Source organism: Streptomyces sp. NPDC046557 (assembly GCF_040645975.1).
GTDB lineage: Bacteria > Actinomycetota > Actinomycetes > Streptomycetales > Streptomycetaceae > Streptomyces.
Genome location: NZ_JBEYZH010000004.1, coordinates 66,297 through 90,599, shown reverse-complemented (window position 1 = coordinate 90,599; position 24,303 = coordinate 66,297). Strand labels below are relative to the sequence as shown.

General features: G+C 73.3%; 22 protein-coding genes and 1 pseudogene. 12 read left to right on the top strand and 11 right to left on the bottom strand.

Features of this window, described 5'->3' with window-relative positions; all coding sequences use genetic code 11:
* Positions 1-192: 192 nt before the first annotated feature.
* Positions 193-396 (top strand): hypothetical protein, encoded by a 204-nt coding sequence (locus ABZ934_RS11525; RefSeq protein WP_361311616.1) that lies wholly within the window; start codon positions 193-195, stop codon positions 394-396.
* A gap of 7 nt (positions 397-403) precedes the next feature.
* Here ABZ934_RS11525 and ABZ934_RS11520 read toward each other — a convergent pair whose 3' ends face one another.
* Both ABZ934_RS11520 and ABZ934_RS11515 read right to left on the bottom strand, forming a co-directional pair.
* Positions 404-760 carry a hypothetical protein gene (locus ABZ934_RS11520; protein WP_361311613.1) on the bottom strand — a complete coding sequence of 119 codons (357 nt, stop codon included), beginning with the start codon at positions 758-760 and terminating at the stop codon, positions 404-406.
* A gap of 174 nt (positions 761-934) precedes the next feature.
* Complete coding sequence (locus tag ABZ934_RS11515; RefSeq protein WP_361311610.1) at positions 935-4,900, bottom strand: WD40 repeat domain-containing protein; 3,966 nt, start codon at positions 4,898-4,900, stop codon at positions 935-937.
* Positions 4,901-5,192: 292 nt separating this feature from the next.
* On the opposite strand from ABZ934_RS11515, the gene ABZ934_RS11510 reads away from it, so the two are divergent.
* Complete coding sequence (locus ABZ934_RS11510) at positions 5,193-5,855, top strand: sortase (RefSeq protein ID WP_361311607.1); 663 nt, start codon at positions 5,193-5,195, stop codon at positions 5,853-5,855.
* Positions 5,856-5,885: 30 nt separating this feature from the next.
* Here ABZ934_RS11510 and map read toward each other — a convergent pair whose 3' ends face one another.
* On the bottom strand, positions 5,886-6,653 hold the full coding sequence (map, locus tag ABZ934_RS11505) for a type I methionyl aminopeptidase (protein ID WP_361311604.1): 768 nt from the start codon (positions 6,651-6,653) through the stop codon (positions 5,886-5,888).
* Positions 6,654-6,714: 61 nt separating this feature from the next.
* Between map and ABZ934_RS11500 the strand changes: the two genes are divergently transcribed.
* On the top strand, positions 6,715-6,990 hold the full coding sequence (locus tag ABZ934_RS11500; RefSeq protein ID WP_361311601.1) for a helix-turn-helix transcriptional regulator: 276 nt from the start codon (positions 6,715-6,717) through the stop codon (positions 6,988-6,990).
* A gap of 149 nt (positions 6,991-7,139) precedes the next feature.
* On the top strand, positions 7,140-7,544 hold the full coding sequence (locus tag ABZ934_RS11495; RefSeq protein ID WP_361311600.1) for a VOC family protein: 405 nt from the start codon (positions 7,140-7,142) through the stop codon (positions 7,542-7,544).
* 292 nt (positions 7,545-7,836) lie between these two features.
* Here ABZ934_RS11495 and ABZ934_RS11490 read toward each other — a convergent pair whose 3' ends face one another.
* The 3 genes from ABZ934_RS11490 to ABZ934_RS11480 are packed head-to-tail and all read right to left on the bottom strand — an operon-like array spanning position 7,837 to position 11,895.
* Positions 7,837-9,027, bottom strand: a complete 1,191-nt coding sequence (locus tag ABZ934_RS11490) for an FAD-dependent oxidoreductase (protein WP_361311597.1) — start codon at positions 9,025-9,027, stop codon at positions 7,837-7,839.
* On the bottom strand, positions 9,024-10,421 hold the full coding sequence (locus ABZ934_RS11485; protein ID WP_361311594.1) for an FAD-dependent oxidoreductase: 1,398 nt from the start codon (positions 10,419-10,421) through the stop codon (positions 9,024-9,026). Before ABZ934_RS11485 ends, ABZ934_RS11490 begins: the two co-directional genes overlap by 4 nt.
* 37 nt (positions 10,422-10,458) lie before the next feature.
* A complete protein-coding gene (locus ABZ934_RS11480) occupies positions 10,459-11,895 on the bottom strand; it encodes an FGGY family carbohydrate kinase (protein WP_361311591.1) in 1,437 nt (478 codons plus the stop codon).
* Positions 11,896-12,303: 408 nt separating this feature from the next.
* On the opposite strand from ABZ934_RS11480, the gene ABZ934_RS11475 reads away from it, so the two are divergent.
* The 4 genes from ABZ934_RS11475 (at position 12,304) to ABZ934_RS11460 (ending at position 18,444) form a co-directional block, all read left to right on the top strand.
* Positions 12,304-13,284 carry a hypothetical protein gene (locus ABZ934_RS11475; RefSeq protein WP_361312184.1) on the top strand — a complete coding sequence of 327 codons (981 nt, stop codon included), beginning with the start codon at positions 12,304-12,306 and terminating at the stop codon, positions 13,282-13,284.
* Positions 13,285-13,360: 76 nt separating this feature from the next.
* Positions 13,361-14,893, top strand: a complete 1,533-nt coding sequence (locus tag ABZ934_RS11470) for an amino acid permease (RefSeq protein WP_361311589.1) — start codon at positions 13,361-13,363, stop codon at positions 14,891-14,893.
* Positions 14,894-15,614: 721 nt separating this feature from the next.
* Positions 15,615-16,649 carry a saccharopine dehydrogenase NADP-binding domain-containing protein gene (locus ABZ934_RS11465; RefSeq protein WP_361311586.1) on the top strand — a complete coding sequence of 345 codons (1,035 nt, stop codon included), beginning with the start codon at positions 15,615-15,617 and terminating at the stop codon, positions 16,647-16,649.
* A gap of 97 nt (positions 16,650-16,746) precedes the next feature.
* Positions 16,747-18,444 carry a protein kinase gene (locus tag ABZ934_RS11460; RefSeq protein WP_361311584.1) on the top strand — a complete coding sequence of 566 codons (1,698 nt, stop codon included), beginning with the start codon at positions 16,747-16,749 and terminating at the stop codon, positions 18,442-18,444.
* A 33-nt stretch (positions 18,445-18,477) separates the two neighbouring features.
* Here the strand turns inward: ABZ934_RS11460 and ABZ934_RS11455 are convergent, their stop codons facing one another.
* Positions 18,478-19,602 (bottom strand): alpha/beta hydrolase-fold protein, encoded by a 1,125-nt coding sequence (locus ABZ934_RS11455; protein ID WP_361311581.1) that lies wholly within the window; start codon positions 19,600-19,602, stop codon positions 18,478-18,480.
* A 210-nt stretch (positions 19,603-19,812) separates the two neighbouring features.
* Positions 19,813-20,445: a TetR/AcrR family transcriptional regulator gene (locus ABZ934_RS11450; protein ID WP_361311578.1), complete on the bottom strand. Its 633-nt coding sequence runs from the start codon at positions 20,443-20,445 to the stop codon at positions 19,813-19,815.
* Positions 20,446-20,508: 63 nt separating this feature from the next.
* Between ABZ934_RS11450 and ABZ934_RS11445 the strand changes: the two genes are divergently transcribed.
* The gene (locus ABZ934_RS11445; RefSeq protein ID WP_361311576.1) at positions 20,509-21,264 is read left to right on the top strand and encodes a hypothetical protein; all 756 of its coding nucleotides are present in this window, start codon (positions 20,509-20,511) and stop codon (positions 21,262-21,264) included.
* 78 nt (positions 21,265-21,342) lie between these two features.
* Here the strand turns inward: ABZ934_RS11445 and ABZ934_RS11440 are convergent, their stop codons facing one another.
* The 3 genes and pseudogenes from ABZ934_RS11440 to ABZ934_RS11430 all read right to left on the bottom strand — a co-directional run.
* A complete protein-coding gene (locus ABZ934_RS11440; protein WP_361311573.1) occupies positions 21,343-21,543 on the bottom strand; it encodes a hypothetical protein in 201 nt (66 codons plus the stop codon).
* A gap of 127 nt (positions 21,544-21,670) precedes the next feature.
* On the bottom strand, positions 21,671-22,117 hold the full coding sequence (locus ABZ934_RS11435; protein ID WP_361311570.1) for a molybdopterin-dependent oxidoreductase: 447 nt from the start codon (positions 22,115-22,117) through the stop codon (positions 21,671-21,673).
* 7 nt (positions 22,118-22,124) lie between these two features.
* Positions 22,125-22,475: pseudogene (locus ABZ934_RS11430) on the bottom strand (hypothetical protein); the annotation flags it as partial.
* Between the two features lie 288 nt (positions 22,476-22,763).
* Between ABZ934_RS11430 and ABZ934_RS11425 the strand changes: the two are divergent.
* From ABZ934_RS11425 to ABZ934_RS11415, 3 genes are all read left to right on the top strand, one after another.
* The gene (locus ABZ934_RS11425; RefSeq protein WP_361311567.1) at positions 22,764-23,150 is read left to right on the top strand and encodes a hypothetical protein; all 387 of its coding nucleotides are present in this window, start codon (positions 22,764-22,766) and stop codon (positions 23,148-23,150) included.
* 229 nt (positions 23,151-23,379) lie between these two features.
* On the top strand, positions 23,380-23,682 hold the full coding sequence (locus ABZ934_RS11420) for a peptidase inhibitor family I36 protein (protein WP_361311564.1): 303 nt from the start codon (positions 23,380-23,382) through the stop codon (positions 23,680-23,682).
* Between the two features lie 50 nt (positions 23,683-23,732).
* Complete coding sequence (locus tag ABZ934_RS11415) at positions 23,733-24,296, top strand: nitroreductase family protein (protein WP_361311562.1); 564 nt, start codon at positions 23,733-23,735, stop codon at positions 24,294-24,296.
* Positions 24,297-24,303: the final 7 nt, after the last annotated feature.

Below are 24,303 nucleotides of genomic sequence, written 5' to 3'. Positions count from 1 at the left end.
CAAGTCCCTCCGGGCGGCGGACGACGTGCGAGAGCCCGCCGCAGGTCACCCTGCGGCGGGCTCGCTCTGGACCGGAGAGATCACCCCGGGTCACGCATGAGAGTGGTTCGGCCGCCCGTCCCCTTGTTCCGCCCGCTGTGGCGTGGCACCGTCGCAAGCCCTGATCGACCCACCAGCACGAGAGGCCGCGCGATGCCCGACGATCTGGCCGCGGACACCATCCGGAAACTGGAAGACGCCGTGGCGTCCCGCTCGCTGCCGGAGCACACCAAGGAGCTGCTCCAGGTCTCCCTCAGCCAGGCCCGGGCGGCGAAGGCGGCGGGGCGCGATCAAGAGGCGATCACCATCGCCGCCCAGGCCCTGGAGACGGCGCAGAACCCTTCGACGGACCGGTAGCGGCCCGTCAGCAGTGTCCGACGCTGGTCTGGCCGGCCACGAGCGACGAGTGGACGTAGCCGGTCCCGACGGGGCTGGAGACGCGGAACCACCGGTTGGAGGCGTAGTTGGAGCTCGGCGGGTAGACCCACTGGCTGTCGGTCCAGCACAGCATCGTGACGCCCGTCCCGTTGGACAGGTAACCGAGCGAACCGCACCCCGTGTTGGCGCAGGTGCGCTCGTTCGCCCCGCCGCTGTTGGACGAGATGTAGCTGCCGGCCGCGTCGGCGCCGCCGGCACCGGCGAGCAGACCGGTCAGCGCGACGGCTGCCGCGGCGGCGGCCAGTCCGGCCCGGGACCGCAGAGTGGTGGTCGTGATGCGCATCGTCGTTCTCCCTCGGAAGACTCACGGTGGTGGTGCGGCGCCCCGGTGGACCCGGCGGCGCTCCACCAGAGAGCCGGCCCGACGGCGGCCGTGGGAAGGAGAAAGCCGCAGGTCGACCAGGCCCGTACGGCGCTCCGTACAACTCCGTACAGAGCGGAACCGGGCCTCGCCCGCTCATCGGCACGGCGGTGCGTACGGCAGACCGGGAACGAGCTGGGCCCACTCCTGGGCGGTGACGGCCGTCCCGGCCCGCGCGCAAAGGCGCCGGGCGATCTCCTCCTCGTCCCGCGTCCACAGCAGGGCCACCGGGCCCGCGCCGCCCGCCGCCAGGGACCGCCCGTCCGGGCTGTACGCGACGGCGTACGCCTTGCCGCCGAGCCCGTTCAACACGGTGCCGAGCCGGGGGCGGCGGATGTCACCGGTGTCCCACAGCCACACCGTCCCGTCCGTGCTCGCCGCGGCGAGCGTCTTGCCCTCCGGGCTGAACGACAGGGCGTACACGTAACTGCTCGGCCCTGTCAGCGTCGGCCCGACGGTGCGCGGCCGGTCCCCGCTCACGTCCCACAGCCACACGTCGCGGTCCGCCGTGCCGGCGGCCAAGGTCCGGCTGTCGGGGCTGAACACGACGGACATCACGTAGCTGCCCGGCCCGCGCAGGGTGGACTCCAGTGCCGGTCGGCCGCCGCCCGTGGGCAGCCGCCACAGCAGCACCTGCTTGTCGACCGTGCCGGCGGCGAGCCGCCGCCCGTCCGGGCTGAACGCCACCGAATAGACGTAGTTCGTGGGCTCCGACAGTTCGACGGAGAGCCGCGGGTGCGCCGGGTCCCCCGTGTCCCAGAGACGCAGGGTGCGCCCCTCGCTGCCCACGGCCAGCGTCCGGCCGGTCCGGTCGAACGCCGCGGACTGAATGGTTCCGGCGCCGCCTGTCAGCGGTTCGCCGTAGGGCACGGCACGGTCGGGGCCGGAGACGTCCCACAGCCACAGCTTGCCTTCCCGGCCGCCGACGGCGAGGGTCCGCCCGTCCGGGGTGAACGCGACCGTCGCGGAGTACCCGGTCGGATTCGTCAGCGGCGGCCCGACGGGGCGCGGGGCCCAGGGGTCGGAGACGTCCCAGAGCTGTACGTCGCGCCCCGCGACGGCCAGCAGCTTCCCGTTCGGCGCGAATCCGATCGCGTTGACCGTGCCCTGGAAGCCGCGCAGCGGTCGGGGAGGGAGCTGCCACAGGCGTACGGTCCCGTCGGCGGAGCCCGTCACCAGTTGCCGGCCGGCGGGATGGAACGCGAGCGAGGTGACCGGGCCCGGGTGCGGGAACACCCCGGCGAGGGCGTGCGTCCGCGCGTCGTAGAGGCGCACCTGGTTGTCCGCGCTGCCGGTCGCCAGCCACTGTCCGTCGGGGCTGTAGGCGACCGCGTTGACATAGCTGGTCGGGCCGTCGGCAACGGCCGGGGCCCCGCCGATCACGGTGGGTGGTTCCGCGTCGGAGCCGGGGGCCGGGACGGTCCAGATCCGCGTGGACCGGTCCTGGCTCCCGGCGACGAGCCGTGCGCCGTCGGGCGTGAAGGCCAGGCCGAACACCGGGCCGGCCGCCGCTCCTGTCAGCGGTTGCCCGTACGGCAGCGGCCGGCCGGGATCGGTGAGGTCCCACAGGCGTACGGAGCCGTCCGATCCCCCCGCCGCCAGCAGGGGCGTGCCGCTTCCCGGACGGAACGCGAGGGCGTGCACCGGCCCGGTGAAACCGGTGAGCCGCTGGACGGTGGCGGTGGCAGGGGTGGCGGGGGTGGGAGTGGCGGGTTCGCCGGTTGCGCCGGTCGGGCCGGAGCCTTCCGCGGCTGCGCGAGCCGCCGAGTCCGGCCACACGTAGACGTCGCCGTCGCCGCCCGCCGCGGCCAGCGCCTTGCCGTCCGGTGCGAAGGCCACTCCGTACACGGCCGATTCGGGCCCCTTCAATACCCGGGCCCGATTCGCCGCCGGATTCGGGCCCGACGGCTCCCACACCCGTACGGTGCCGTCCCCGGACCCGGCGGCGAGCCGACGGCCGTCCGGGCTGAAGGCCAACGCGTACACGGTGTCGGCGAACGTGATCGGCGCCGCCCCCAACGGCTTGGGCCGCTCCGGATCGCGCAGGTCCCACAGCGCGACCTGGTGGTCCAGGCCGCCCGCGGCGAGCGTGTGCCCGTCCGGGCTGAGGGCCACCGCCTGTACGACGCCGCGGAACGCGAGAATCCGGGTCACGGCCGGCAGCGCCGAGGCGTCCATCAGCGCCGCCCGGGCCTCGGCGGTGGGCGCCGTACGGTACGCCACCAGAGCGAGCTGCGAGGCGAGGGCGAGGTCGCTGCCCCGCAACCGCTCGGCGCGGGCCGCCACCAGCCGGGACAGGGCGACGGCCTGCTGTCTCTGCGCGTCCCGGCGCTGGACCACGGCGACGCCGGTGAGCGTGCCCGACACGACGACGAGCACCGACAGCAGCACGAGGAGCCGGCGCAGCCGCCGGGCCCCGCGCCGCTCGCGTTTGACGCGGACCTCCTCCGCCTCGCGGCTCGCGTGGAGGAACTCGCTCTCCCGGGCGTCCGGTTCCGCGGCGCGTCCGCTGTCCCGGGCCCAACCGGAGGCCACGGCGAGGCGGGTGCCCCGGTAGAGCAGCGAGGGATCACGGGCGTGCGCGAGCCAGCGGTCCGCGTCACGCGTCAGGTCCTGCCACACGATCTGCCCGGCCCGGTCGGCGTCGATCCAGCCGCGCAGCCGGGGCCAGGCGGTGAGCAGCGCCTCGTGGGTGATCCTGGCTCCGTCGCCGTCCAGCGTGACCAGCCGCCGGTCGACGAAGCGCTCCAGCACTCCGTACGCCTGCCCGGCCCGATCGGGCGGGCCGGTGGGCGGTGGCAACGGCAGCAGTCTGCGCGTGTCGGGCACACCGTCGCCGACCGCGACCATCCGCAGGAACAACTGCCGCGCCAGCGCGCACTCGGACTCCGACAGTCCCGCGTACACCTCCTCCGCGGTCCCGGCGACGGCGGCGGACATCCCGCCGCCCGCCCGGTAGTCGGCGATCGTCAGGGCGGCGCCGCGTCCGCGCTCCCAGGTCGACAGCAAGGCGTGCGACAGGAGCGGCAGCGCCCCGGGGCCGCAGTCCCGCAGATCGGCGAGGAGTACGTCGATGAACCCTACGTCCAGGACCAGACCGGCCTTGGCGGCCGGCCCGCCGACGACGGCGCGGATCTCGTCCTCGCTGAGCGCCCCGACGACGGTCTGGCCGTGCTGCAAGGCGCTCGCGAGGGGGTGTTGGGCAAGGGCCTGGCCGTAGAAGTCGGCGCGCAGGCAACCCGCGACGCGCACGTCGGGGGAGGGTAGGGCGGCCAGGCACCGCAGGAACAGTTCCCGTTCGGCCGGCTCCTCGCACGCGGTGAACACCTCCTCCAGCTGGTCGACGGCGACCACCACGCGTACGGCCTCCCGCGCGCCCAACGCCCGTAAGTGATCGGCCAGTTCGAGCGGGTCCCGTGCCACGTTCGCCCACTTCGCGCCCTGCTCCGCCTCCCAATGCGCGGACAGGGCGGACAGGGCGGACAGGGCGGACAGGGCGGATGCCAGCGCGCCCATCGGGTCGCGGCCCGGTGTCAACAGCAGCGGAGTGAAGCCGTGTTCGCCCCGGAGTACGGGAAGCACGCCCGCCCGAAGGAGGGAGGACTTGCCGGACCCGGAGGCGCCGACCAGCAGTTGGGGGACGTCGGCGCCCTGGGTGAGGATCCGGTCCACGACGGCCGCACGCAGGCGGTCCCGCCCGAAGAACCAGTCGGCGTGCCGCTCCTCGAAGCCCGCGAGCCCCCGGTAGGGCGAGGTGCCTCCCGCGACGCGCAGGACCCTTGAGCGTCGCAGTTCCGCGAGCCGTTCCAGCCGGCGTTCGACCTCGGCCGGGTCGGTGACCCCGCAGACGTGCAGGACCCGGCGGAACAGGGGCAGGGAGCCGATCGACGGCAGATTCTGGCCGGCGAACCAGCCGCCGATGGTGCTGTGGGCGCCCGGTGCGTCGACGCGCGCGGCGACGGCTCGGACGGTGAGGTCGGCCTTCTCCCGCAGCCGGGTCAGCTCGGACGCGAACTCCTCGCGTGAAAAAGGAGGTTCGGGGAGGAACGGGGTCGGGTCCATGGGGCCTCCGGGGTCCGGTCCGCTACGGCGGTGATGCGGTGGACCACCCTTCCTCCGCCCGGTCGACCCCAGGGCCGGAACACCCCGATCCGGTCCGTTTCTACGCCGCCCCACCGGCGCGTTCCGGCCACTCACCGCCGTCTCCGCACGCCCACCCGCCCCGCCCCTACCGGCAGGCCCGGTGGAGGCGGCGCCCCCGGCGTCGCACTGCCGCGCCTCTTGCCCTGTGTCAGGCTGGAGGGGCAGACCGGCCGGCTGGACCGAACGACCCCGGCAGACCTTGGACACCGCCATGTCTCCACATCTCTTCAGCTCTTCGCGCAGCCTGCCGTCGGCCCTCGCCGGCGTCTCCCTCGCCGTCCTGTTGACGGCTCCCGGCGCCCTCGCGGCGCGGGCCGGAACCGACCGGCCCGCGACCGCGTCGGCGCCCGCCGCGGCCGTCGCCGACATCCGCGGCGCCACCCTGTCGATACCGGACATCGGCCTCTCCGGGCTGCCCGTCGTCCCGTATGAGGGAAGTCCCGACGACGCGCCGGGCACCCGGATCCAGGACCAGGGGGTGGCCGCGAGCCCGTACGGCCCCGGCGGCGGCGTCGGCCCCGGCGACGTGGGCAACTACATCGTCACCGCGCACCGCAGCGTCGCGGGCGGGCCGCTGCGCGCCATGCCGTCGCTGTCCGACGGCTCCTCCGTTTTCGTCACGGCGGGCGGCGTGACGTACCGCTATGTCATCACCTCCACCCGGACGACATCCTTCCGGTCACCGTCCTCCATGGAGGAGCAGCGCGCTGCGGTTCCCGGCTCCAGCGGGACGGCCCCCTCCAGCGCCATGATCACCTTGTCCACCTGTCTCACGCCGGAGGACGACGCGGCGGGCAACCACTGGCGCGATGCGCAGGACAACCCCGAACACCGCCTCGACAAGATCGGTGTCCTGGCCGGGACCGGGTCCTGAACCGTCGGGCCGGGGCCCCGTCCCGAACGGTCAGGGCAGGGTGAGGATGCGGGGGCCGTCGTCGGTGATGGCGACCGTGTGCTCGATGTGGGCGGCCCGGCTCCCGTCGACCGTGCGCAGCGTCCACCCGTCGGCGTCGGTGCGGTAGTCGTCCCGTCCCCCGGCCATCAGCATGGGCTCGATGGCGAGTGCGAGCCCGTGGCGCAGGCGGGGGCCGCGGCCGGGGCGGCCGTGGTTCGGGACGTGGGGTTCCTCGTGCATGCTGCGGCCGATGCCGTGGCCGCCGAAGTCGGCCGGCATACCGCACCGGGCCTCGCTCGCGACCGTGCTGACGGCATGGGAGATGTCCCCGACGCGATGCCCCACGCGAGCCGCGGCGATGCCCGCGTCGAGAGCGCGGCGGGTGGCGGCGATGAGTTCCAGGTCGGCGGGGCGGGCGGTGCCGACGGTGAAGCTGATCGCGGCGTCACCGGTCCAGCCGTCGAGTTCGGCCCCGCAGTCGATGCTCACCAGGTCGCCGTCGCGCAGACGGTAGTCGTCGGGTACGCCGTGCACGATCGCGTCGTTGACCGAGGCGCAGATGACGGCGGGGAAGGGGGTGGGGGCGAAGGAGGGCCGGTAGCCCAGGAAGGGCGAGCGTGCCCCGGCCCCTGTCAGGACGGTGCGGGCGGCCTCGTCGAGTTCGGTCAGGCGGACGCCCACGGCTGCCGCCGCCTGCGCGGCCGCGAGCGCGTTGGCCACGACGCGCCCGGCCTCCCGCATCGCTTCCAGTGCCGTGTCGGTCTTGATCTCCATCATGTGGCGTGACTCCTGCCATGCGGTGCTTCCCAATACTTATACCGGTATTAGTATCACGGTCATGGTGAGAGTTCCTTTGAGCCCGCAAGAGCGGCAACGCGGGGAGCGTTTCGGCGCCCTCCTCCGCCAGGCCCGTGGTCAGCGGAGCATGGCGGACGTGGCGGCGGCGGCCGGCGTCTCCGCCGAGACCCTCCGCAAGATCGAGACCGGCCGGGCCCCGACCCCGGCCTTCTTCACCGTGGCGGCCCTGGCCCACGCCCTGGATCTGTCGCTGGACGCCCTGGTCGCGGCGTGCGCGCAGGACATCGAGCACGGCGGGGAGGCCCTGTCGGCCTGAGCGTCGCGGCGAATTCTTCCCGTCCGTGCGTCACATCCTCCTGTCGCGGTCCGTCAAGGGGTTGATGACGCGGCACGCCCCCACCCGGAGCGACGTATTGCGCCTCGGCGCGGGGGTCGACCGAACCGACGGACGGACAGGACCACACGATGCTGACGAACATCATGTACGTGACACTCCACGTGACCGACCAGGACCGCGCGCTGCGGTTCTACACGGAGCAGCTCGGCCTGGAGAAGCGCGTCGACCACACCGGCCCCGACGGACGCTTCCTCACCGTCGGCGTCCCCGGCGGTCCCGTGGAGATCATCCTCTGGCCGCAGGCCGCCGGGGGGCAGCGGGCCGACGTGCGGGCGGGTACGACGGTCGGTCCGGTGTTCCTCGAATCGGACGATCTGCGGAAGGACTTCGAGACGCTTCGCGACCGCGGTGTGACCTTCGAGCAGGCCGAGCCGGAGGACTATCCCTTCGGAGTCCGCATCGAGGCGGTGGACCCGGACGGCAACCGGATCGCACTGCGCCAGCGCGCCCGGGCGAGCCGCACCGACGGCTGACCGGCGTGTGTGGCCGGCGCGGCACCGCGCCGGCCACGCGGGCCGGGACCGCGGCCGGGACCGCCCGTGCGCGTTCGTTCCAGGACGGGCGCCGGCGCCGTCCCGGGATGAGGGGATCCCGGCGAGTGCCGGCTCCGCCGCACCGGACGGCACGGCGCGCTACGCCCGGTTCGAGGGGCGCACCGTCGACCTGTCCCGCGCCACCTTCCAGCCCGTGCTGCCCATGCTGCCGCCGTCCTCCGGCGGGAGGCAGGGCCGGTGCAGGACCCCGAACCGAACAGGTGACGGGCCGTCAGTCGACCTCGACCGTCACCGGACCGCCCGCCCGGTCGACCCGGGCCGTCCACCGCGGTGGCAGCCGCAGCGACCGCGACGGGGACACCCGGCCCGGGAACCGCCGGCGCCACAACAGTCGCCCGTCCTGACGCACCGTCACCACCGGAAAGTCCAAAGGTTCCCCTGACCGCAGCAGCAGCGGCCGCTCCGTGAGACCGGTGACCCGGTTCGGCGTCACCCACAGCAGCGGTGGCCGCACCAGCAGCGGCGGGCCGCACTCCGGCCACCGCTCGCCCGACAGATGGGCCAGCACCGCCGTCGCCGCGGCGGTACCCTCCGTGGCCGCGGTGGCCGCGCTCTCGACGCCGTGCAGGGCGTTGCCCACTGCGAAGACACCCGGTGCCGAGGTACGGAACGAGGCGTCCACGCGGGGACCGCGAGTGCCGGGGTCCACGGCGACGCCGCCGCGGCGGGCCAGTTCGTGGTCGGGGATCCAGTCGCCGGTGAACACCACCGTATCGCAGGCGAGAAGGCCCGACCGGCCGTCCGCGTGGCGTACGGATACGCCGAACAGGCGGTACCGGCCATGGAGTTCGGCCACCGCCGTCGCCGTGAGCAGCGGAACACCCGATACCGCCGCGCCGCGCGCCTGCTCGGTGACCATCGCCACCACCTCCGCGCCCGATCGGCGCAGCGCGCGCACGGCGTGCCGGGCCACCGGCTCGGCACCCACCACCACCGCCCGCCGACCGACCGACTGCCCGTACAGGTGCACGGACTGCTGCAACTCCCCGGTGGTCAGCACCCCCGCCGGACGGGAGCCCGGCACCAGGCGGGCGCTGCGCGGGCGCTCCCGGGCGCCCGTGGCGAGGACGACGGCCCGCGCCGTGATCCGCTCCAGGCCGGCCGGGCTCGTGGTGTCCAAGGACGAGAGGCCGGCCCAGCCGGTGGCGGTGACGCCCGTACGGATCGAGGCTCCGGCCCCGACCGCCGCGTCCACCGCCTGCCGCGCGTACGCCGGTCCCCGCAGCCAGGGAAGGGGCGGCCGGCCGAACCCGCCGTGGTGGCAGTGGCGCGGTACGCCTCCCGCGTCCTGCTCGCGTTCCAGGACCTCGACCCGCCCCGCGCCCGCGCCCGCGAGGCGGGCCGCCAGCGCCAGCCCGGCGGGCCCGGCCCCGACCACCAGGACGTCGACCGTACGGTTCACCGGCGTCCCTCCTCGAACAGCGCGCGGACGGCGGCGCCGCAGTGGAAGCCCTGGCAGCGGCCGGCCCGCGCCCGTGTGCGCCGTCGTAGACCGTCCGGCGAGCCGGGCGGGACGGTGGACGCGAGCGCGTCCCGGATCTCCCCGCGCGTCACCCGCTCGCAGTGGCAGACGATCCTGCCGTACTCCGGGTCCGCCGCGATCAGCTCCGCGTCCCGGTACGGCCGGGGGAACGCCTCGCCCAGGTTCGGCATCCGCACCGGATCCGGCTCCCGTGCGCCCTTCACCGGCAGGCCGCCGTCCGCCAGCAACTCCACCACATGGGCGGCGATGGCCATGGAGGCGGTCAGGCCCGTCGAGCGGATCCCGCCCACGGTGACGTACCGCTGCGCCGGGTGGGCGCGGATGGCGTAGTCCTCGTCTCCGGTGGCGGCGCGCAGCCCGGCGTACACGGCGGTGACCTCCTCGTCCAGGAGCGCCGGCAGGATGCGCCGGCCCTTCTCCCGCAGCAGCGCGAGCCCTTCAGCGGTCGATCCCGTGGCCGTCTTGTCGTCCAGGTCCTCGGCGGTCGGCCCGAGCAGCACGTTCCCGTACACCGTGGGCGTCACCAGGACCCCCTTGCCGAGCGCGCCGGGCACCGGCAGCAGGATGTGCCGCACCAGGGGGCGGGCGAGTTCGTCGAAGACGATCAACTGCCCGCGCCGGGGCGTCACGGTGAAGTCCGCGTGGCCGAGGAGCCGGTCGACCGCGTCGGCGTACAGGCCCGCGGCGTTGACCAGATGGCGGGTGCGCAGTTGGCCCCGGCTGGTGCCCAGGAGGTGTGGATCGCCCGGAGCCACCGAGGTGACACGGCAGTTGAAGTGGAGGTCGGTGCCCGCGCGGACGGCCTGGGTGGCGTAGGCGAGCGTGGTCGTCCAGGGGCAGACGACGGACTCCCCCGGTACGTCGAGCGCCCCCAACACCCCGGGGCCGAGCTCCGGTTCGCGGGCCCGTACCTCCTCTGCGGAGATGATCCGGGCCGAGCGGTAGCCGTTGCGCACGGCCTTGTCGGCGAGGCCCGGCAGCGCCGCCGACTGTTCCTCGTCCCAGGCCACGAGAAGTGCTCCGAGCGGCTCCACCGGGATGCCGCTGTCGGCGGCGTACGCGGTGAGCCGCCGCTGTCCCTCGCGGACGAGCCGGGACTCCAGGGAGCCGGGCACCGCGTCGAAACCGGTGTGCAGGATGGCGGTGTTGGCCTTGGAGGTGCCGTCGCCGACATCATCGGACGCCTCGACCAGGGCGATCCGCAGGGGGAGCCGGGCCAGTTCGCGGGCGATGGCCGAACCGACCACCCCGGCGCCGATCACGGTCACGTCGTACGCCCCGCCGGGAAGCGCTCCGCCCCTGGTGATGCTCATGCGGGACCGCCGGGCAGGACGGCGCCACCGGTGACGGTCATGCCGGGCCGTCGAGCAGGGCCGCCACCGCCGTGCGGAAGCGGGCGCGGCGCTCCGCGGCCTCTCCGGCGCCGGCCCTCGGTTCGTAGACGGCGGACGGCTCCCACTCCGGGACGGCCTCCCGGACGGTGAGCGTCCGATCGAGCCCCAGCCGGGCCACCGCGCCGACGCCGAGCGCGGTGGCGTCCGGCAGCGCCGAGACCTCGACGGGGACCCCGAGCAGGTCCGCCTGGGCCTGCATGAGCAGCGCGGACCGGGTCAGACCGCCGTCGACGCGCAGGGTGGTGAGCGGCGCCCCCAGATCACCGGCGACCGCGTCCGCGAGCTCCGCCACCTGCGCGGCGATGCCGTCGCACAGGGCGCGCACCAGGTGCCCGGCCGTCGTGTCGAGGCCGAGACCGGTGACCGAGCCCCGCAGATCGCCCCGCCACCAGGGGGCGGCGAGCCCGGCGAGCGCCGGGACGAAGGTGACGCCGCCCGCGTCCGCGACACCGCCGCCCACGGTGTCGATGTCCTCGGCACCGGAGATCACGCCGAGATCGGTCAGCCAGCGGACGGCGGAGGCGGCCGTGTAGACCTGCCCGTCCAGGCAGTAACTGGTGCGTCCGGCGAGCCGCCACGCGACACAGCCGACCAGCCCCGAGGCGCTGCGGCGGGGGAGCGGGCCGGTCTGTGCCAGCAGGAACGCCCCGGTTCCGTAGGTGCACTTGGCGGTGCCGGGCTCGGTGGCGTGCTGGGCGAGCAGGGCCGCCTGTTGGTCGACGAGCAGCCCGGTCAACGGCAGCGCGGTTCCGAAGGCGGTGGTGGTACCGACCCGGGTGTCGGCGTCGACGATCTCGGGCAGCCGCTCGTCGGCGAGGCCGAAGACATCGAGTGCCGCAGGCGACCAGTCCACGGTGTCGAGGTCGAGCAACTGGGTGCGGCCGGCTGTTGCCGCGTCGGTCACGAACGCGCCGGTGAGGCGGTGCGTCAGCCAGGCGTCGCTGGTCGTGACGACGCCGTCCCGGGTGAGGTGGCGGCGTATCCACGCCATCTTGGGCGCGGCGAAATAGGGGTCGAGCGGCAGGCCGGTCGTCTCCCGCAACCACGTCTCGTGCGCGGCCAGTTCGGTGCAGAGCGGTGCGGCGCGCCGGTCCTGCCAGACGATCGCGTCGGTCAGCGGTTCACCGCTCGCCGGGTCCCAGGCGAGAACGGTCTCGCCCTGGTTGGCCAGGCCCACGGCGACGACCGGCTCACCGGCCGCGGCCAGCGCCGCCCGTCCGGCGTCGACGACCGAGTCCAGCAGCGCACGGGGGTCGACCTCCACCCGGCCGCCCGGCAGGTACCGGGCGCGTACGGCTGCGGACCCCGAGCCGATGACCCCGCGGACCGGACAGACGACGAGGGCCTTGGTTCCCGAGGTGCCCTGGTCGACCGCGAGCACCGGGCCCGTCATCACCACTCCGTCCCTGGTGTCGGCGTCTTGATCGTCGGATCGTCGCTCGGAAGCCTCCATCAGCGGACGGCGCTCGTCAAGATCCACCCGGTGTCCGCACCGGCGCTGACGCAAAGTCATCGGTAGGTCATGGCCGGTTGTTTGCGTTCGAACAAGAATCTGGATACGTAACCGCCCGGTCGCCCTATAGTGATCGCCGATCAACGGGAAGGACGCCGACCGCGGGTCAACGCCGGGGACGGGGAGCGCACTTACACCGGCTCTCGCGATCCACGGCACGGCACGGTCGCGGCGCCGCGACCGGGCGCCGGCGCCGGACGGACCCACTCTCTACGCGATCCGAGGACTGATGACCACGACCACCGCAGGACGCGCCCGTCCGGGCCGCCCGTCGACCGGGACGAGATGATGGCGGCCGGCGACTTCCGGCCCGTCTACCACCCCGCCGGCCACGACAACGAGCTGCGCGTCGCCGTGCAGGACCTGCGCACCGGCCGCTGGGTGTCGATGGCGCGCCTGCTGGAACGGACCGACGGCTGGGGGCTGTGGACCCAGCGCACCCAGGTCCTCGCCGCGGTCGCCGCCGGATCGGACGTGGTCCAGGCGTGGCGCACCGAAGAACCGCACAACGTCGCCGCGACCGTGATGCACACCCGCGTCGCTGTCGAACGGGCCGTCCGCGCCCATCGGGCCGGGCACCCCCGCACCCATGAGCTGTGGCAGGAAGCGTGGAGCGCCTGCCGGGACACCGCCGGCCTCAGCCCCGCCGACCCCGTGCCGTGGGTATGCCTGCTCGCCCTCGCGCCCCTCGACGAACAGCGCCGGATGGACGAGCACCGGCTCGCGCCGCCCGGCCCGATGCTGCCCACCGGCCCCTGGGGCATCCTCGCCGAGGCCGACAAGCGCGACCCGCACAACCGCGAGGCGTACCACCGGATGCTCCAGTTCGTGTACGCGGGCAACCCCGGACCGCTCTCCGAGGCCGCCAACTTCGTTCATTGGGCCGCCGGTTCCGCGCCGCCGGGGTCCGCCGCCCACGTCCTGCCGCTCTACGTGCGCGTCGAGCGCTACCGGCGCGAACGCGGCCAGGAGCGGGCCCTCGACCTGCACTGGGTCGCCGAGGAATCCGTCCGCGACGCCGGCCACGGCCTGGACCGCTGGTTCCACCACGTCGAGCCCCGGCACGCCTCCCCGCTCGATCTGAACCACCTCGCCCACGCGCTGTGGGGAGCCCTCCGGTTCGAGGAGGCGGCCCGCGTCTTCGACGCGATCGGCCCGTACTGGACCCCGTTGCCCTGGGCCTACCGGACCCGCTCCCCGGCCGACCAGGAACTGGCCGAGGAGGTGTTCCTGCAGGCCAGGTCCCGCAGCCTGGCCGGCCGGGACTGACTGTCCCCCCCCCGCTCACCCCTCTTCACCCCCCGCTCCCGTCCCCCTGCTCCACCACCCACCCGGAGGTACCACCGTGTCCCGAACCGCATGGGCAGCCCGCCAGGGCCGCAACGCCCCACGCCCGCAGGACGAGGAGGAACGGCTCAGAGAGCTCGGCTATCAGCCCGTGCTGGCCCGTCGGATGGGCGGCTTCGGCAACTTCGCCATCAGCTTCTCCGTCATATCCGTCCTCTCCGGCTGCATGACCCTCTACGGCTTCGGGCTCGGCACCGGCGGTCCGGCCGTCATGCTCTGGGGCTGGGCCGGCGTCGGCCTCTTCGTGCTCTGCGTGGGTCTCGCCCTGGCCGAGGTGACCAGCGCCTACCCCACCTCGGGGGCGCTCTACTACATGGCCGACCGGCTCGGCGGACGCCGCTGGGGCTGGTACACGGGCTGGCTGAACCTGCTCGGCCTGCTCGGCGCGATCGCCGGGATCGACTACGGCGCCGCCCTGTTCACCGGAGCCTTCCTCAACCTCCAGTTCGGCTTCGTGCCCACCGCCGGATCGACCTTCCTGATCTTCCTGTGCATCCTGCTGCTGCACGCCGCCCTCAACCTCTTCGGCGTCCGGCTCGTCAGCGTGCTCAACTCCGTCAGCGTCTGGTGGCACCTGGGCGGCGTCGCCCTGATCGTCGGCGCCCTCGCCATCGTCCCCGACCACCACCAGTCGCCCTCGTTCGTCTTCACCGAATTCGTCAACGACACCGGCTGGACCAACCCGCTCTACGTGGCCGCGATCGGTCTGCTGCTCGCCCAGTACACCTTCTCCGGCTACGACGCCTCCGCGCACCTCTCGGAGGAGACGTCGAACGCGTCCGTCTCCGCCGCCAGGGGCATCGTCCGGTCCATCTGGGTCTCCTGGATCGCCGGATTCGCCCTCCTCGCCGGCCTCACCTTCGCCATCCAGGACTACGCGGCCGTCCAGGGCAGCACCACCGGCGTCCCGCCCGCCCAGATCTTCCTCGACGCCCTCGGCTCCGGGGGTGCGAGCGCCCTGCTCCTCGTCGTCATCGTCGCGCAACTCTTCTGCGGCAACGCCGAGGTGGCAGCCGCGAGCCGGATGGTCTTCGCGTTCAGCCGTGACAACGCCCTGCCCGGATCCGCCCTGTGGCGCAAGGTCAGCGGCCGTACCCAGACTCCGGTCCCCGCCGTCTGGCTGTCGGTCGTCGTCGCCGGCGTGCTCGCGCTGCCGTCGCTCTGGTCCGCCACCGCCTACGGCGCCGTGACCGCCATCAACGTCATCGGCATCACGCCCGCCTACGCCATCCCGATCTACCTGCGGCTGCGCGCCGGCAAGCGGTTCCAGCCCGGCCCGTGGAGCCTGGGGCGCTGGAGCAGGCCGATCGGCTGGACAGCCGTCGTCTGGGTCGCGGTCGTCACCGTCCTGTTCTGCCTGCCGCAGAAGTCGCCGGTCACCATCGACTCCATGAACTACGCGGTGTACGCCCTGGCGGTCGTCCTGATCCTCGCCAGCGTGTGGTGGTCCGTCGCCCGGCGCTCCTACGGGACCCCGGCGGCCTACGGGAACGCCCGCGAGCAGGCGGAGATCGCCGAAGGCATCGTCTGATCCCCTCCGACGCCGACCTACCCCGCCCGGCCCGCCGGGCGGCCGCACGCGTTCCCGGGACTACTGACATGTGCCGACGGGGCGTGGACAATCGGGGAAACGACGTCGGCGGGCGCTGATGGGCCGGGCACTGCGCTGCGGCACGGGGATACTTCTGGCGGCGCTCGCGCTCTGGTACGGCTCGTACTACACGACGATGGTGGTCTGGGAACTACGCAAGCTCCTCGCCTGGTCGGCCGCCCCGCTCCCGGTCGCGGTCGCCGCCGGGGCGCTGTGGCCGGCCGTGAGGCTGCTGCACGGGAAGGCGGGGCGCGGGAAGCGGCGCGACGGGGGCGGGGGAGCCGCGATGGTGGCCCCTCGCCTGGGTGGGCGGCGCCCTCGGGCTCGGCATCGCGATCTGGTGGCTGGTGCACGGCGCGTACCTCCAGGACCGCGCTACATGCCGGACGTCCGGATCGTGTCCGAGCCGGTGCCCGAACTGACGCCCCGCGCCCCCTCGGGACGCTCATCCGGTGCGCGTACGCGGCCCCCGGATCAGCGGAGGAGGCCGAACTCCAACGCCGGGAGCAGGAGAAACAGAAACACCGCGAGGGCGCGGCCGGAGAGCAACGCGACAGTGGGCATGTCCGAAAGTGTGCGGGTGCTGTCGTTCCGGACCATCACGGCCACGTCCGGTCCCCGACGAGACTGGAGCCCTCAGCACATCGAGAACGGGGACATCATGAGTACGACGGCTGCGGTAGTGGTGTACGGGGCGACGGGTCACACGGGTCGGTTCGTCGTCGCGGAACTGCGCAGGCACGGTTTCGCCACCATCGTCTCCGGCCGTGACGCGGCCCGGCTGGAGCAGTTGGCCGCCGAGTGGCCGGACGTGGTGGTACGACCGGCCGCCGTGGACGACCCGGCCTCGCTGGACCGGGCCCTCGCCGGCGCTGCGGCGGTCGTCAACTGCGCGGGACCGTTCGCGGTGACCGCGGGCCCCGTCGTCGAGGCGGCCCTGCGCGCCGGCGTTCCGTACGTCGACGTGGCGGCGGAGATCGAGGCCAACGCGTCGATGTTCGTCGACCACGCGGAAGCGGCCCGGAAGACCTGCACGCCCGTGGTGCCGGCGATGGCGTTCTACGGCGGACTGGGCGACCTGCTGGTGACGGCCGCGATGGGGGAGTGGCGCGCCGCGGACGAGGTGCACGTCGCGTACGGGCTGAGCAGTTGGCACCCCACGCCGGGGACCCGGCAGGCCGGCCAGGTCTCCCAAGAACGTCGCGGAGGCCGCCGGGTGCGGTTCGCGGACGGCGCGCTGCAGTACCACGACGACGAGCCGGTGGAGCAGGAGTGGCTCTTTCCGGAGCCGCTGGGCCGGCGGTCGGTGCTCGCGGAATTCACCATGGCCGACGTGGTCACCGTCCCCAGCCACCTTTCCGTGCCCGCGGTCCGCACGTACATGACCGTCGAGGCCGCCCGGGACCTGGCCGGGCAGGACGCGCCGGAACCGCGGCCGGTCGACGACCTGGGGCGGTCGGACCAAACGTTCGTCGTGGACGTCCTGGTCCGCGCGGGCGGCGTCGAGCGCCGCGCCACGGCCCGGGGCCGGGACATCTACGCGGTCACCGCGCCGCTGGCGGTGGAGGCCGTACGGCGCCTCCTCGACGGGCGCACCCGCACGACGGGCCTGGCCTCGGCCGGCGCGATGTTCGACGCGGCGGACTTCCTCCAGGCCCTTGACCCGCAACTGTCCGTGGAACTCCCGCACTTCTAGACGGAGGCGCCCGCCTCGCGAGCGGCCCCGTGATCGTGCATCTAATCTGGTGCCGCAAGAGGGCTACTTGACGAGCGGTTGCGAAACGGAGTGTGCGGTGCCGACGGGGGAGACGAGCGATGAGTTGGTCGGCAGGACGCTCGGGGGACGCTACCGGGTGACGGCGATGATCGGCCGCGGTGGAATGGGCGTGGTCGCCCGGGCCCAGGACACGCTGCTGGGCCGTGAGGTCGCCGTCAAGGTCCTGCGCGCGTACACGGACGCGGGCGGCCCCGAACTCGCCGACCTGCGCGCCCGGATGCAACGCGAGGCGCAGGCCGCGGCCCGGATCCGGCACGAGGGTGTGGTCACCGTGCACGACGTGACCTCGGAACAGGGCCTGCCCGTCATCGTGATGGAGCTCGTCGAGGGGCCGTCCCTCGACGACGTCCTGACCGAGCGCGGCCCACTGGACCCGTACGAGGCGGCGGCGATCGGCGCCAAGCTGATGGACGCCCTCGACGCCGCGCACCGCGCGGGGGTGCTGCACCGGGACGTGAAGCCGGGCAACGTGCTGCTGGAGCACGGCGGCCGGGTCGTGCTGACCGACTTCGGCATCGCCACGATGGAAGCCCCGGGCGACGAGTCACTCGCCAAACTGACGCGCCACGGTGAACTCGTCGGCTCGCTGGACTACCTGCCGCCCGAGCGCGCGCAGGGGCAGGAGCCCGGGCCGGCCTCCGACATCTGGTCGCTCGGCATGACGCTGTACGCGGCCGTGGAGGGCACGTCACCGTTCCGCCGCACCTCGGTGTGGTCCACCCTGTCGGCGATCGTCGCCGACCCGCTGCCCGAGCCCCGCCGGGCGGGACCGCTCGGCCCGGTGCTCCGGGCGCTCATGGCGAAGGACCCCGCCCACCGCCCCACGGCGGAGCGGGCGCGCACGATGCTGTCGGAGGTGGCCGAGAGCCCCGGGACGCGGGGCGCCCCGTCGCCGGCCACGGCCGTCGTGGCGCCGCCGGCGCACCCGTCCGTGGGGGCGCCGACTCCCGCCGCGCCCGCCTTCGGCCCGGCGCCCGGCTTCGCTCCGGCGCCCGACTTCGGCCCCGCTCCCAGCCCCGCTCCCGGCTTCGCTCCGGCGGCCGACTTCGGCCCGGCTCCCGCCTTTCGTCCGGCTCCCCACCCCGGTCACGCACCGGTCGCCGGGCCACCCGTGACCCCGCCGCGGGGACATTCGTCGGGCGGCTCCGCACGGGGACGCGGCCGTTCCCTCATCGCGGTGGCCGCGGCCGTCGCCGTACTCGGCGCGGGCGGCATCGCGTACGCCCTCACCGGCGGCCACGGTGGCGGGAAGGGCGGCCGGGCCCCGGCGGCGCTGCCGGCGAACACCCCCTCGGCGGGCGGCGACCGGCCGACGACGGCTCCGAGCGCGGCCCCCTCCCCTACCGGCGGGAAGCGGTCGGCCAAGCCCTCGCCGTCGGGCACGGCCGGTGCCCACGGGGCGGGCCCGAGCACGTCGGCGACCGCGGCCCGCCCCGGCCCCGTACCGACGGGCTGCGCCGGATGGAGCCACAAGGACCCCAACCCGGGCAGCTACGCCTACATGGCCGGCGACCACCACCTGGAGACCGGGCCCTACCAAACCTGCCCCGCCGTCACCCTGGCGAAGTCCGGCACCAAGGTCTGGTACCACTGTTACGTCGTCAACGCGCACGGCAACAAGTGGACGTACGTCCGCATCGAGGGCACGAACACTGCGGGCTGGATGTCCAACGACAACCTCACCCGTCAGAAGGGCTCCTCGACCCCCTGCTGACCCGCGCGTCGCGGCCGTTGGCGCGGCAGGAGGTCAGTCGCGGCCGATGCGGTTGCCGATCCATTCCAGCGCGGGCGGGATCTCGCGGCGCCAGGTGGCGAAGTTGTGGCCGCCGTGGTCCAGCGTGATCGACGAGACGCGGGCGGGAGCCTTCACCTTCTCGATGAACTTCTGCGTGGGCTTGTAGTTCGCCTCACCCTGAGTCGAGGTCGTCACGAGGAAGGACGTCTTGCCCTGCGGCAGGTGGTCCAGGCTCCACAGCAGGTCCGAGCGGCGTTCCTCGGCACTGTTGCCGTGGAAGAGGTCACCCGAGTACCCGTCCACCTCCGGGGCGTAGTCCGCAGACAGGCCCACCCCGGCCGCGTAGCTCTCCGGGTGCTGCAGCGCGAGCTTCAACGCGCAATAGCCTCCGGTGGAGTCTCCCATCACGGCCCAGCCGCGGGCGGTCGCGCCGCCGCGGTGGGGCGCGGTGCGGTAGGTGGCGGACACCGCGTTCGGGAGGTCGGCGGCGAAGAAGGTCTCGCTGCGCGGGCCGCCCGGGACGTCGACGCACTGGGTGTTGCGGGCCGATTCGGTGGTCGGCCGCATCATGACCAGGATCATCGGCGGTGTCTTCTTCTCCTTGACGAGGGCCCACGCCTTCTTCGGGTAGTCCAGCCCCTTGATCAGGTTCTCCGCCATGCCCGGGAACCCGGTGAGGACGACGGTCGTCGGGAACGTCCGGTCCTCGTTGCCCTTTTGGAAGTACTCGGGCGGCAGGTACACGTACGCGGGAACGTCGACCGCGGAGCGGGCGCCGTGCACCATGACCTTCTCGATCACGCCGGCCACCTGGGGCGGCCCGCCGCCGGGCGTCCCGGTCTGCTGCCGGCCGAGGACCCGTACGGGCTTGTCGGCGGCGTCCCGAGCGGGCGGAGGCGCCGGCTGCGAGTTGCCCGCCAGTTCGGCCCAGGATCCGTAGAGCAGGAAGGTGCGGTTCGCGACGAGCCCGACCGTGGCCAGGAGCAGCACCTGTATCAGGCACAGCAACCCCACCCGCCCCGCCACCCGTCTCCGGCCCCGCCCCCCGAGCCGAGGCCACCACCGGATCGCGGCGGCGAACGTGAGGGCGAGGACCAGTACGGCGATGAGCAAGGGGGTGGCGCTTGTCAGACTCACGGGTCGGTAAAGCCTCTGCGTCGTATCGGAACGGGCCGCCGCGGGCGTCCCGGTCGCAGCCGGGTTCGGCGCGCGTCAGCTTAGACAGGCTTATCCGTCGATCCGTTCCATGCCGGGCCCTTTCGGAGCCCGCGATTCGGCCGCCCGCCGTCCGGGCAGGCCGACAGGCGTCGGGCTTCCCTCCCCGCCGGCTCCCCTCCCGCCCGCCCCTCAGGGGGCCTCCGTCAGGAGGGTCTCCAACCCCGCGCACAGGAGCCGTACGCTGCGGACGTACTTCTCGTCCGCCTTCACCGCGAAGGCGGCGGCGACGGTCATGGGGTACCGCTCCCGCAGGGCCGCGCTCTCCTCGACCCCGATGGCCACGGAGGGGGATTCGCTCTGCTCCTGCAGGACGAAGCCGGTGGCATGGCTCAGCAGGGCGTCCGCCCCGACACCACCGTGCCGGGCGGGCAGGCCGGCCTCGCGCAAGGTCTCCAGCAGTCGCTCCATCAAGGTCAGCGCCCCGGTGCTGAGCACCTTGGGGCTGTCGGCGAACATCACGGCCCCGCCGGGGTGGCGCCGGATCGTGCGGCGCAGCGCGACGAGTTGGGCCTCGACCCGTTCCTGCCAGCGCACCTCGGGGCCCAGCGCGGCCAGGGCGGCGGTCCCCGCCTCGTACGCCTCCCGCGCGACCCGGTCCGCCATCAGCCGGATCAACTCGGCCTTGCCGGCCACGTGGTAGTAGAGGCTCCCGGCATGGACGTCGAGCCGCTGGGCCACCTTGCGCATGGACAGGCCGTGGTACCCCGACTCGGCGAACACCGCCATGCCGGCCTCGATGATCCGCTCCGCTGTCAGCTTCATGGAGGCAGCCTACCCGCGCTTTTCAAACACTGTTTGAAATTGGTCGGGCGTACGACTACTGTCATGCCCGAGACAAGTGACGGGGACCGAAGGGGGGTGGTGACGATGGGCTCATTGGTGTTCAGCGTGACCACGGCGGCATTGATGGTTGTGATGTTCAAGGGCGGACTGGCCCTGCTCGGCGAGGACACCCTGCGCGGGCGTCGCACGCCCTGGGCGGCAGTGGGCCTCACCGGCCTCGTCGTGGCCGGACTGGTGACGCAGTTCTGCTGGTCGGGCGCGATGGACGCCTTCGACAGCGACCCCTCCAAGTCCGGGTGGTGGCGCGTCGTCACCTCGGTCTTCATGCAGAACGGCGGCCTGTTCGGCGACGCGTGGAACCTCGCGACCATCGCCGTGGTCGCCGCGCTCACCGAGTGGTTCTGGGGCGCACCCCTCATGCTGGGCCTGTTCGTCGCCGGAATCCTCCTGCCGACCTACATCGACATGCTGTTCGGTGAGACCGCCCACAGCACCGACCCGCGTAATTTCGCCGGCAGTTCGGGTGCCACCTACTTCCTCGCCGCGACGCTCGCCGCACCCCTTCTGCTCCGCGCCCTGCGCGCCGGCCGGGGCGGGGTGAACGCGAAGGAAGCCCTGCTCGCCCTCGCCGTGCCCGTGTCGGGCCTGGTCATGTGGTTCGCGCAGTCCAACGGCCACGGTCTGGTGGCCGTCTACGGCTGCCTCCTCGGCGCCCTGGCCTGCCTCCTGCCCCGCCCCACCGCCCTCCGGCCCACCCCGCTCGGTCGGGAAGCCGCCCAACCGCCGTCGACGCCGTGAACCGGCGGTGACCTGGGCGCCCGCGCCCATGGCGATGCCCCCTGCCGTCCGGCAGGGGGGCATCGCCGCGTGTTGCGGTCAGTTGTTGGAGCCGACCGTGTTGTCGTGGCCCGCGTTGAACACGTCGTCGGCCGCGAACTGGAGCCAGTTGCCGAAGACGAAGGTGTACGAGGGCTCGGGCTGGTAGGTGACGTTCACGTCGGCGTTGGCGGCGGACGCACCGCCGAGGATGACGACACCGGCGGCGAGCAGGGTGACGAGAGCACGTACAGATCGCACGAATCCACCTTTTTCGTTCGGGTAAGGAACACCCTAGAAGGTAGGGAGGGCCCGCCGCGGTGTCGCGCCGCCCATCCCGTGCACGGGCAATCGCAAGCCGAATGGCCGAGTCGCCGGCGGCCTTGGCCTACAGACCCAGGCCCGGCGGGGACAGCGCGCCGAACCACACGTGCGTGACGGCGCTGACGTAGCGCGCCCCGCACCGGTCCGAGGGGACCACCAGCTGGCAGCCCGCCTCGTCGAGGTCGTCCCCGTCGAGGCGGGTGGCCAGCAGGACCGGGCTGCCGCCGAAGTCGGTGTCCAGCTCGGCCCAGGACAGGACGGTGTGGTGCCCGTCGCCGCCGCCGACCGCGAGCAGGAAGCGGCTTCGGTCCTTGCGCCGCCGGGCATCGAAGGCCGGCCCCGCGTCCGCGACCACGTCACGGAGCAAGGGGCCTTCGAACACATGGTGTTGGGGACCGTTCGTCGCGCAGTCGAAGGTGACCGCGGCTCGGTGCTGTGCCCAGTCCCGCAGGTCGGCGACGCTCAGGGTCGCCGGGTGGTCCAGGTCGCCGTGCAGCATGAGTTTGGCCATGCGTACGTCATTCCCGGAACGTCGCCTCCCGGAACCTCATCTGCGAGTTCGAAAGCCTGATACAACTCGCAGGTGTCAGGCGTTCATGCGTTTCTTCCTCGCATCTTCCGATCGTGCTTCGCCATTCGACGTCCCGTGTCACCGGCGTCTCGGTGAAGCGAACACCCGTCGTGTCGCGCAGGGCGTTGGCGAAGGCCGGGGCCACCGGGTTGAAGGGGCTCTCGCTCATCGACTTCGCGCCCAGCGGCCCGATCGCGTCCAACGTCTCCATGAAGTGCACCTCCGTGCGCGGGACGTCCGCGAACTGCGGGAGCCGGTAGCGGCGGAAGGCGGGCGTGGTGACCTCCCCGCGCTCGTCGGCCCCGCAGCCGATGCGGCCCGGCGGCGCGCTTCTTGGCGAACGCGGCGAGGACCGCGCCGTCGACGCACCGGGCCCCCTCCGGCGTGCGGTGGGAGCGGAGCCGACCCGACTCCCCCCACCGGCGGACGGTCCCGGGAACTCACGCGCAGCGGATCGGCGGCCTGCCCGATGGAATACGACGGCACGCCCGCAGCCTGGTGGCTGCCCGGCCCCCTTCCGCCCGGGTCGCCGGAGCGGGCCGAGCGGGACGGATAATGGCGACTCCCATCAAGAGAGTGGACGGTCATGACGCTGACGGAAGGCCGGCGGGTGAAGCTGGCGGTGGACATCGGGCTGACCGAGGCGGTTGCCCTGACCGCGGGTTCCCCGACGGGGGCGGGCGCGGGGTTCCTGATCCTGGCGGCGGGAACCGAGGGCACCGTGGATCGGGTGGTGGGGGAGCGGGATCCGGGCCGGGAGGTCCGCGAGTACGAGCGGCTCGCCTCGCTCCTCGACTCCTTCGGCCACGACATGCCGCCGCAGAGCAAGAGGGAGTTGGAGGAGAAGATCGCCTCCCTGGAGCCCGCATGGACCGCCCACCAGGCGCACGGCGCGGGCGTCACGGTCCGGGTCCGCTTCGACAACGGCTTCGTTCTCGACGGCGCGCGCGACGATGTGTTCACGCCGGCCTGACAGCGACAGCGACAGCGTCTGCGTCTGCGTCTGCGCCGAGGCGCGAGTCGGGTGATGTCGTCGTTTCCTCACATTTTCCCGTCCGAGACGAGGACGATGGGAGAACCGGCTCGCCGAGGAGGACGAATGAGGACACGGCACGCACGGGCTCGTGGCTCCCGGGCCATGGGCGCCAGGCTTACGCGCACGTCTGGCACGTCACCCGCGTGCTTGGGTCGTCTTCGGGGCGGTGCTCCTGACCACGCTCGCCACCACGACGCCGGCCCAGGCGCTGCCGGCGTGCCCGAGCAACGCGATCTGCTTGTGGAGGTTCCAGGACGGCACCGGGGACCTCTACGTCTGGCGGGGCGGATATGTTGACCTGCCCGCCAAGTTCGTCGACCACGTCTATTCCTTCCGGGCCAACAGGACCGGAGCGTTCATCGACTGGGCGAAGGGCAAGGACTGCCACCCCGTCCACAAGGGTGACTACGGCAGCAACTACGGACAGCGCTTCGGCTCCAAGATGGACGCGGTCGGCGACAACTGTTGAGGAGGGCGGACCGGGGAAATGGATCACGACTGCGGGCGGTTGTACGGGGCGTGTCTCACGATTCCCGCCGGACCGACCGCGTCCATCCCCTGCTGGCCGACCGCTTCAGCCCCTATGCGTTCGACCCGTCCCGTCGCGTCGACGATCACACCCTCCATCTGCTCCTCGAAGCCGCCCGCTGGACGCCGTCCGCCGGGAACTCCCAACCGTGGGGCTTCCTGCCGGCCAGGCCCGGCGAGCGGGATCACGCGCGGGTACTGCCACACCTCGCGCCCAGCTCCTTCCGGTGGGCGAAGGACGCCGGCTTGCTCGTCGTCACGCTGACCCGACGCTACGTCGACGATTCTCCGCTCGTGTACTCCGAGTTCGCCGACTACGACCTCGGCCAAGCGGTTGCCCACCTGAGCCTCCAAGCCCAGAGCATGGGGCTGGCCACCCACCAGTTCCGGGCCTTCGACCTCGAAGCCCTCACCAAGGAGTTGGCCCCCGACCCGGGGTGGGAGATCGTCTCCATGCTCGCGATAGGCGGGGCGGCCGACGAGCCGCCCGCGGTACGGCAGCGCCGCAGCGCTGCCGACCTCCGCACCGCGCCCTGGTCGACGTCGACGCGGTGACCGGCGG

What these genes read in the sequence shown, in the direction of transcription:
- ABZ934_RS11465 (WP_361311586.1), top strand. Translation starts at nt 15,615, where the DNA reads ATGAGTACGACGGCTGCGGTAGTGGTGTACGGGGCGACGGGTCACACG.
- ABZ934_RS11435 (WP_361311570.1), bottom strand. Translation starts at nt 22,117, where the DNA reads ATGGCCAAACTCATGCTGCACGGCGACCTGGACCACCCGGCGACCCTG.
- ABZ934_RS11485 (WP_361311594.1), bottom strand. Translation starts at nt 10,421, where the DNA reads ATGAGCATCACCAGGGGCGGAGCGCTTCCCGGCGGGGCGTACGACGTG.
- ABZ934_RS11475 (WP_361312184.1), top strand. Translation starts at nt 12,304, where the DNA reads ATGGCGGCCGGCGACTTCCGGCCCGTCTACCACCCCGCCGGCCACGAC.
- ABZ934_RS11450 (WP_361311578.1), bottom strand. Translation starts at nt 20,445, where the DNA reads ATGAAGCTGACAGCGGAGCGGATCATCGAGGCCGGCATGGCGGTGTTC.
- ABZ934_RS11445 (WP_361311576.1), top strand. Translation starts at nt 20,509, where the DNA reads ATGCCCGAGACAAGTGACGGGGACCGAAGGGGGGTGGTGACGATGGGC.
- ABZ934_RS11510 (WP_361311607.1), top strand. Translation starts at nt 5,193, where the DNA reads ATGTCTCCACATCTCTTCAGCTCTTCGCGCAGCCTGCCGTCGGCCCTC.
- ABZ934_RS11480 (WP_361311591.1), bottom strand. Translation starts at nt 11,895, where the DNA reads ATGACGGGCCCGGTGCTCGCGGTCGACCAGGGCACCTCGGGAACCAAG.
- ABZ934_RS11425 (WP_361311567.1), top strand. Translation starts at nt 22,764, where the DNA reads ATGACGCTGACGGAAGGCCGGCGGGTGAAGCTGGCGGTGGACATCGGG.
- ABZ934_RS11515 (WP_361311610.1), bottom strand. Translation starts at nt 4,900, where the DNA reads ATGGACCCGACCCCGTTCCTCCCCGAACCTCCTTTTTCACGCGAGGAG.
- ABZ934_RS11520 (WP_361311613.1), bottom strand. Translation starts at nt 760, where the DNA reads ATGCGCATCACGACCACCACTCTGCGGTCCCGGGCCGGACTGGCCGCC.
- map (WP_361311604.1), bottom strand. Translation starts at nt 6,653, where the DNA reads ATGATGGAGATCAAGACCGACACGGCACTGGAAGCGATGCGGGAGGCC.
- ABZ934_RS11525 (WP_361311616.1), top strand. Translation starts at nt 193, where the DNA reads ATGCCCGACGATCTGGCCGCGGACACCATCCGGAAACTGGAAGACGCC.
- ABZ934_RS11495 (WP_361311600.1), top strand. Translation starts at nt 7,140, where the DNA reads ATGCTGACGAACATCATGTACGTGACACTCCACGTGACCGACCAGGAC.
- ABZ934_RS11500 (WP_361311601.1), top strand. Translation starts at nt 6,715, where the DNA reads ATGGTGAGAGTTCCTTTGAGCCCGCAAGAGCGGCAACGCGGGGAGCGT.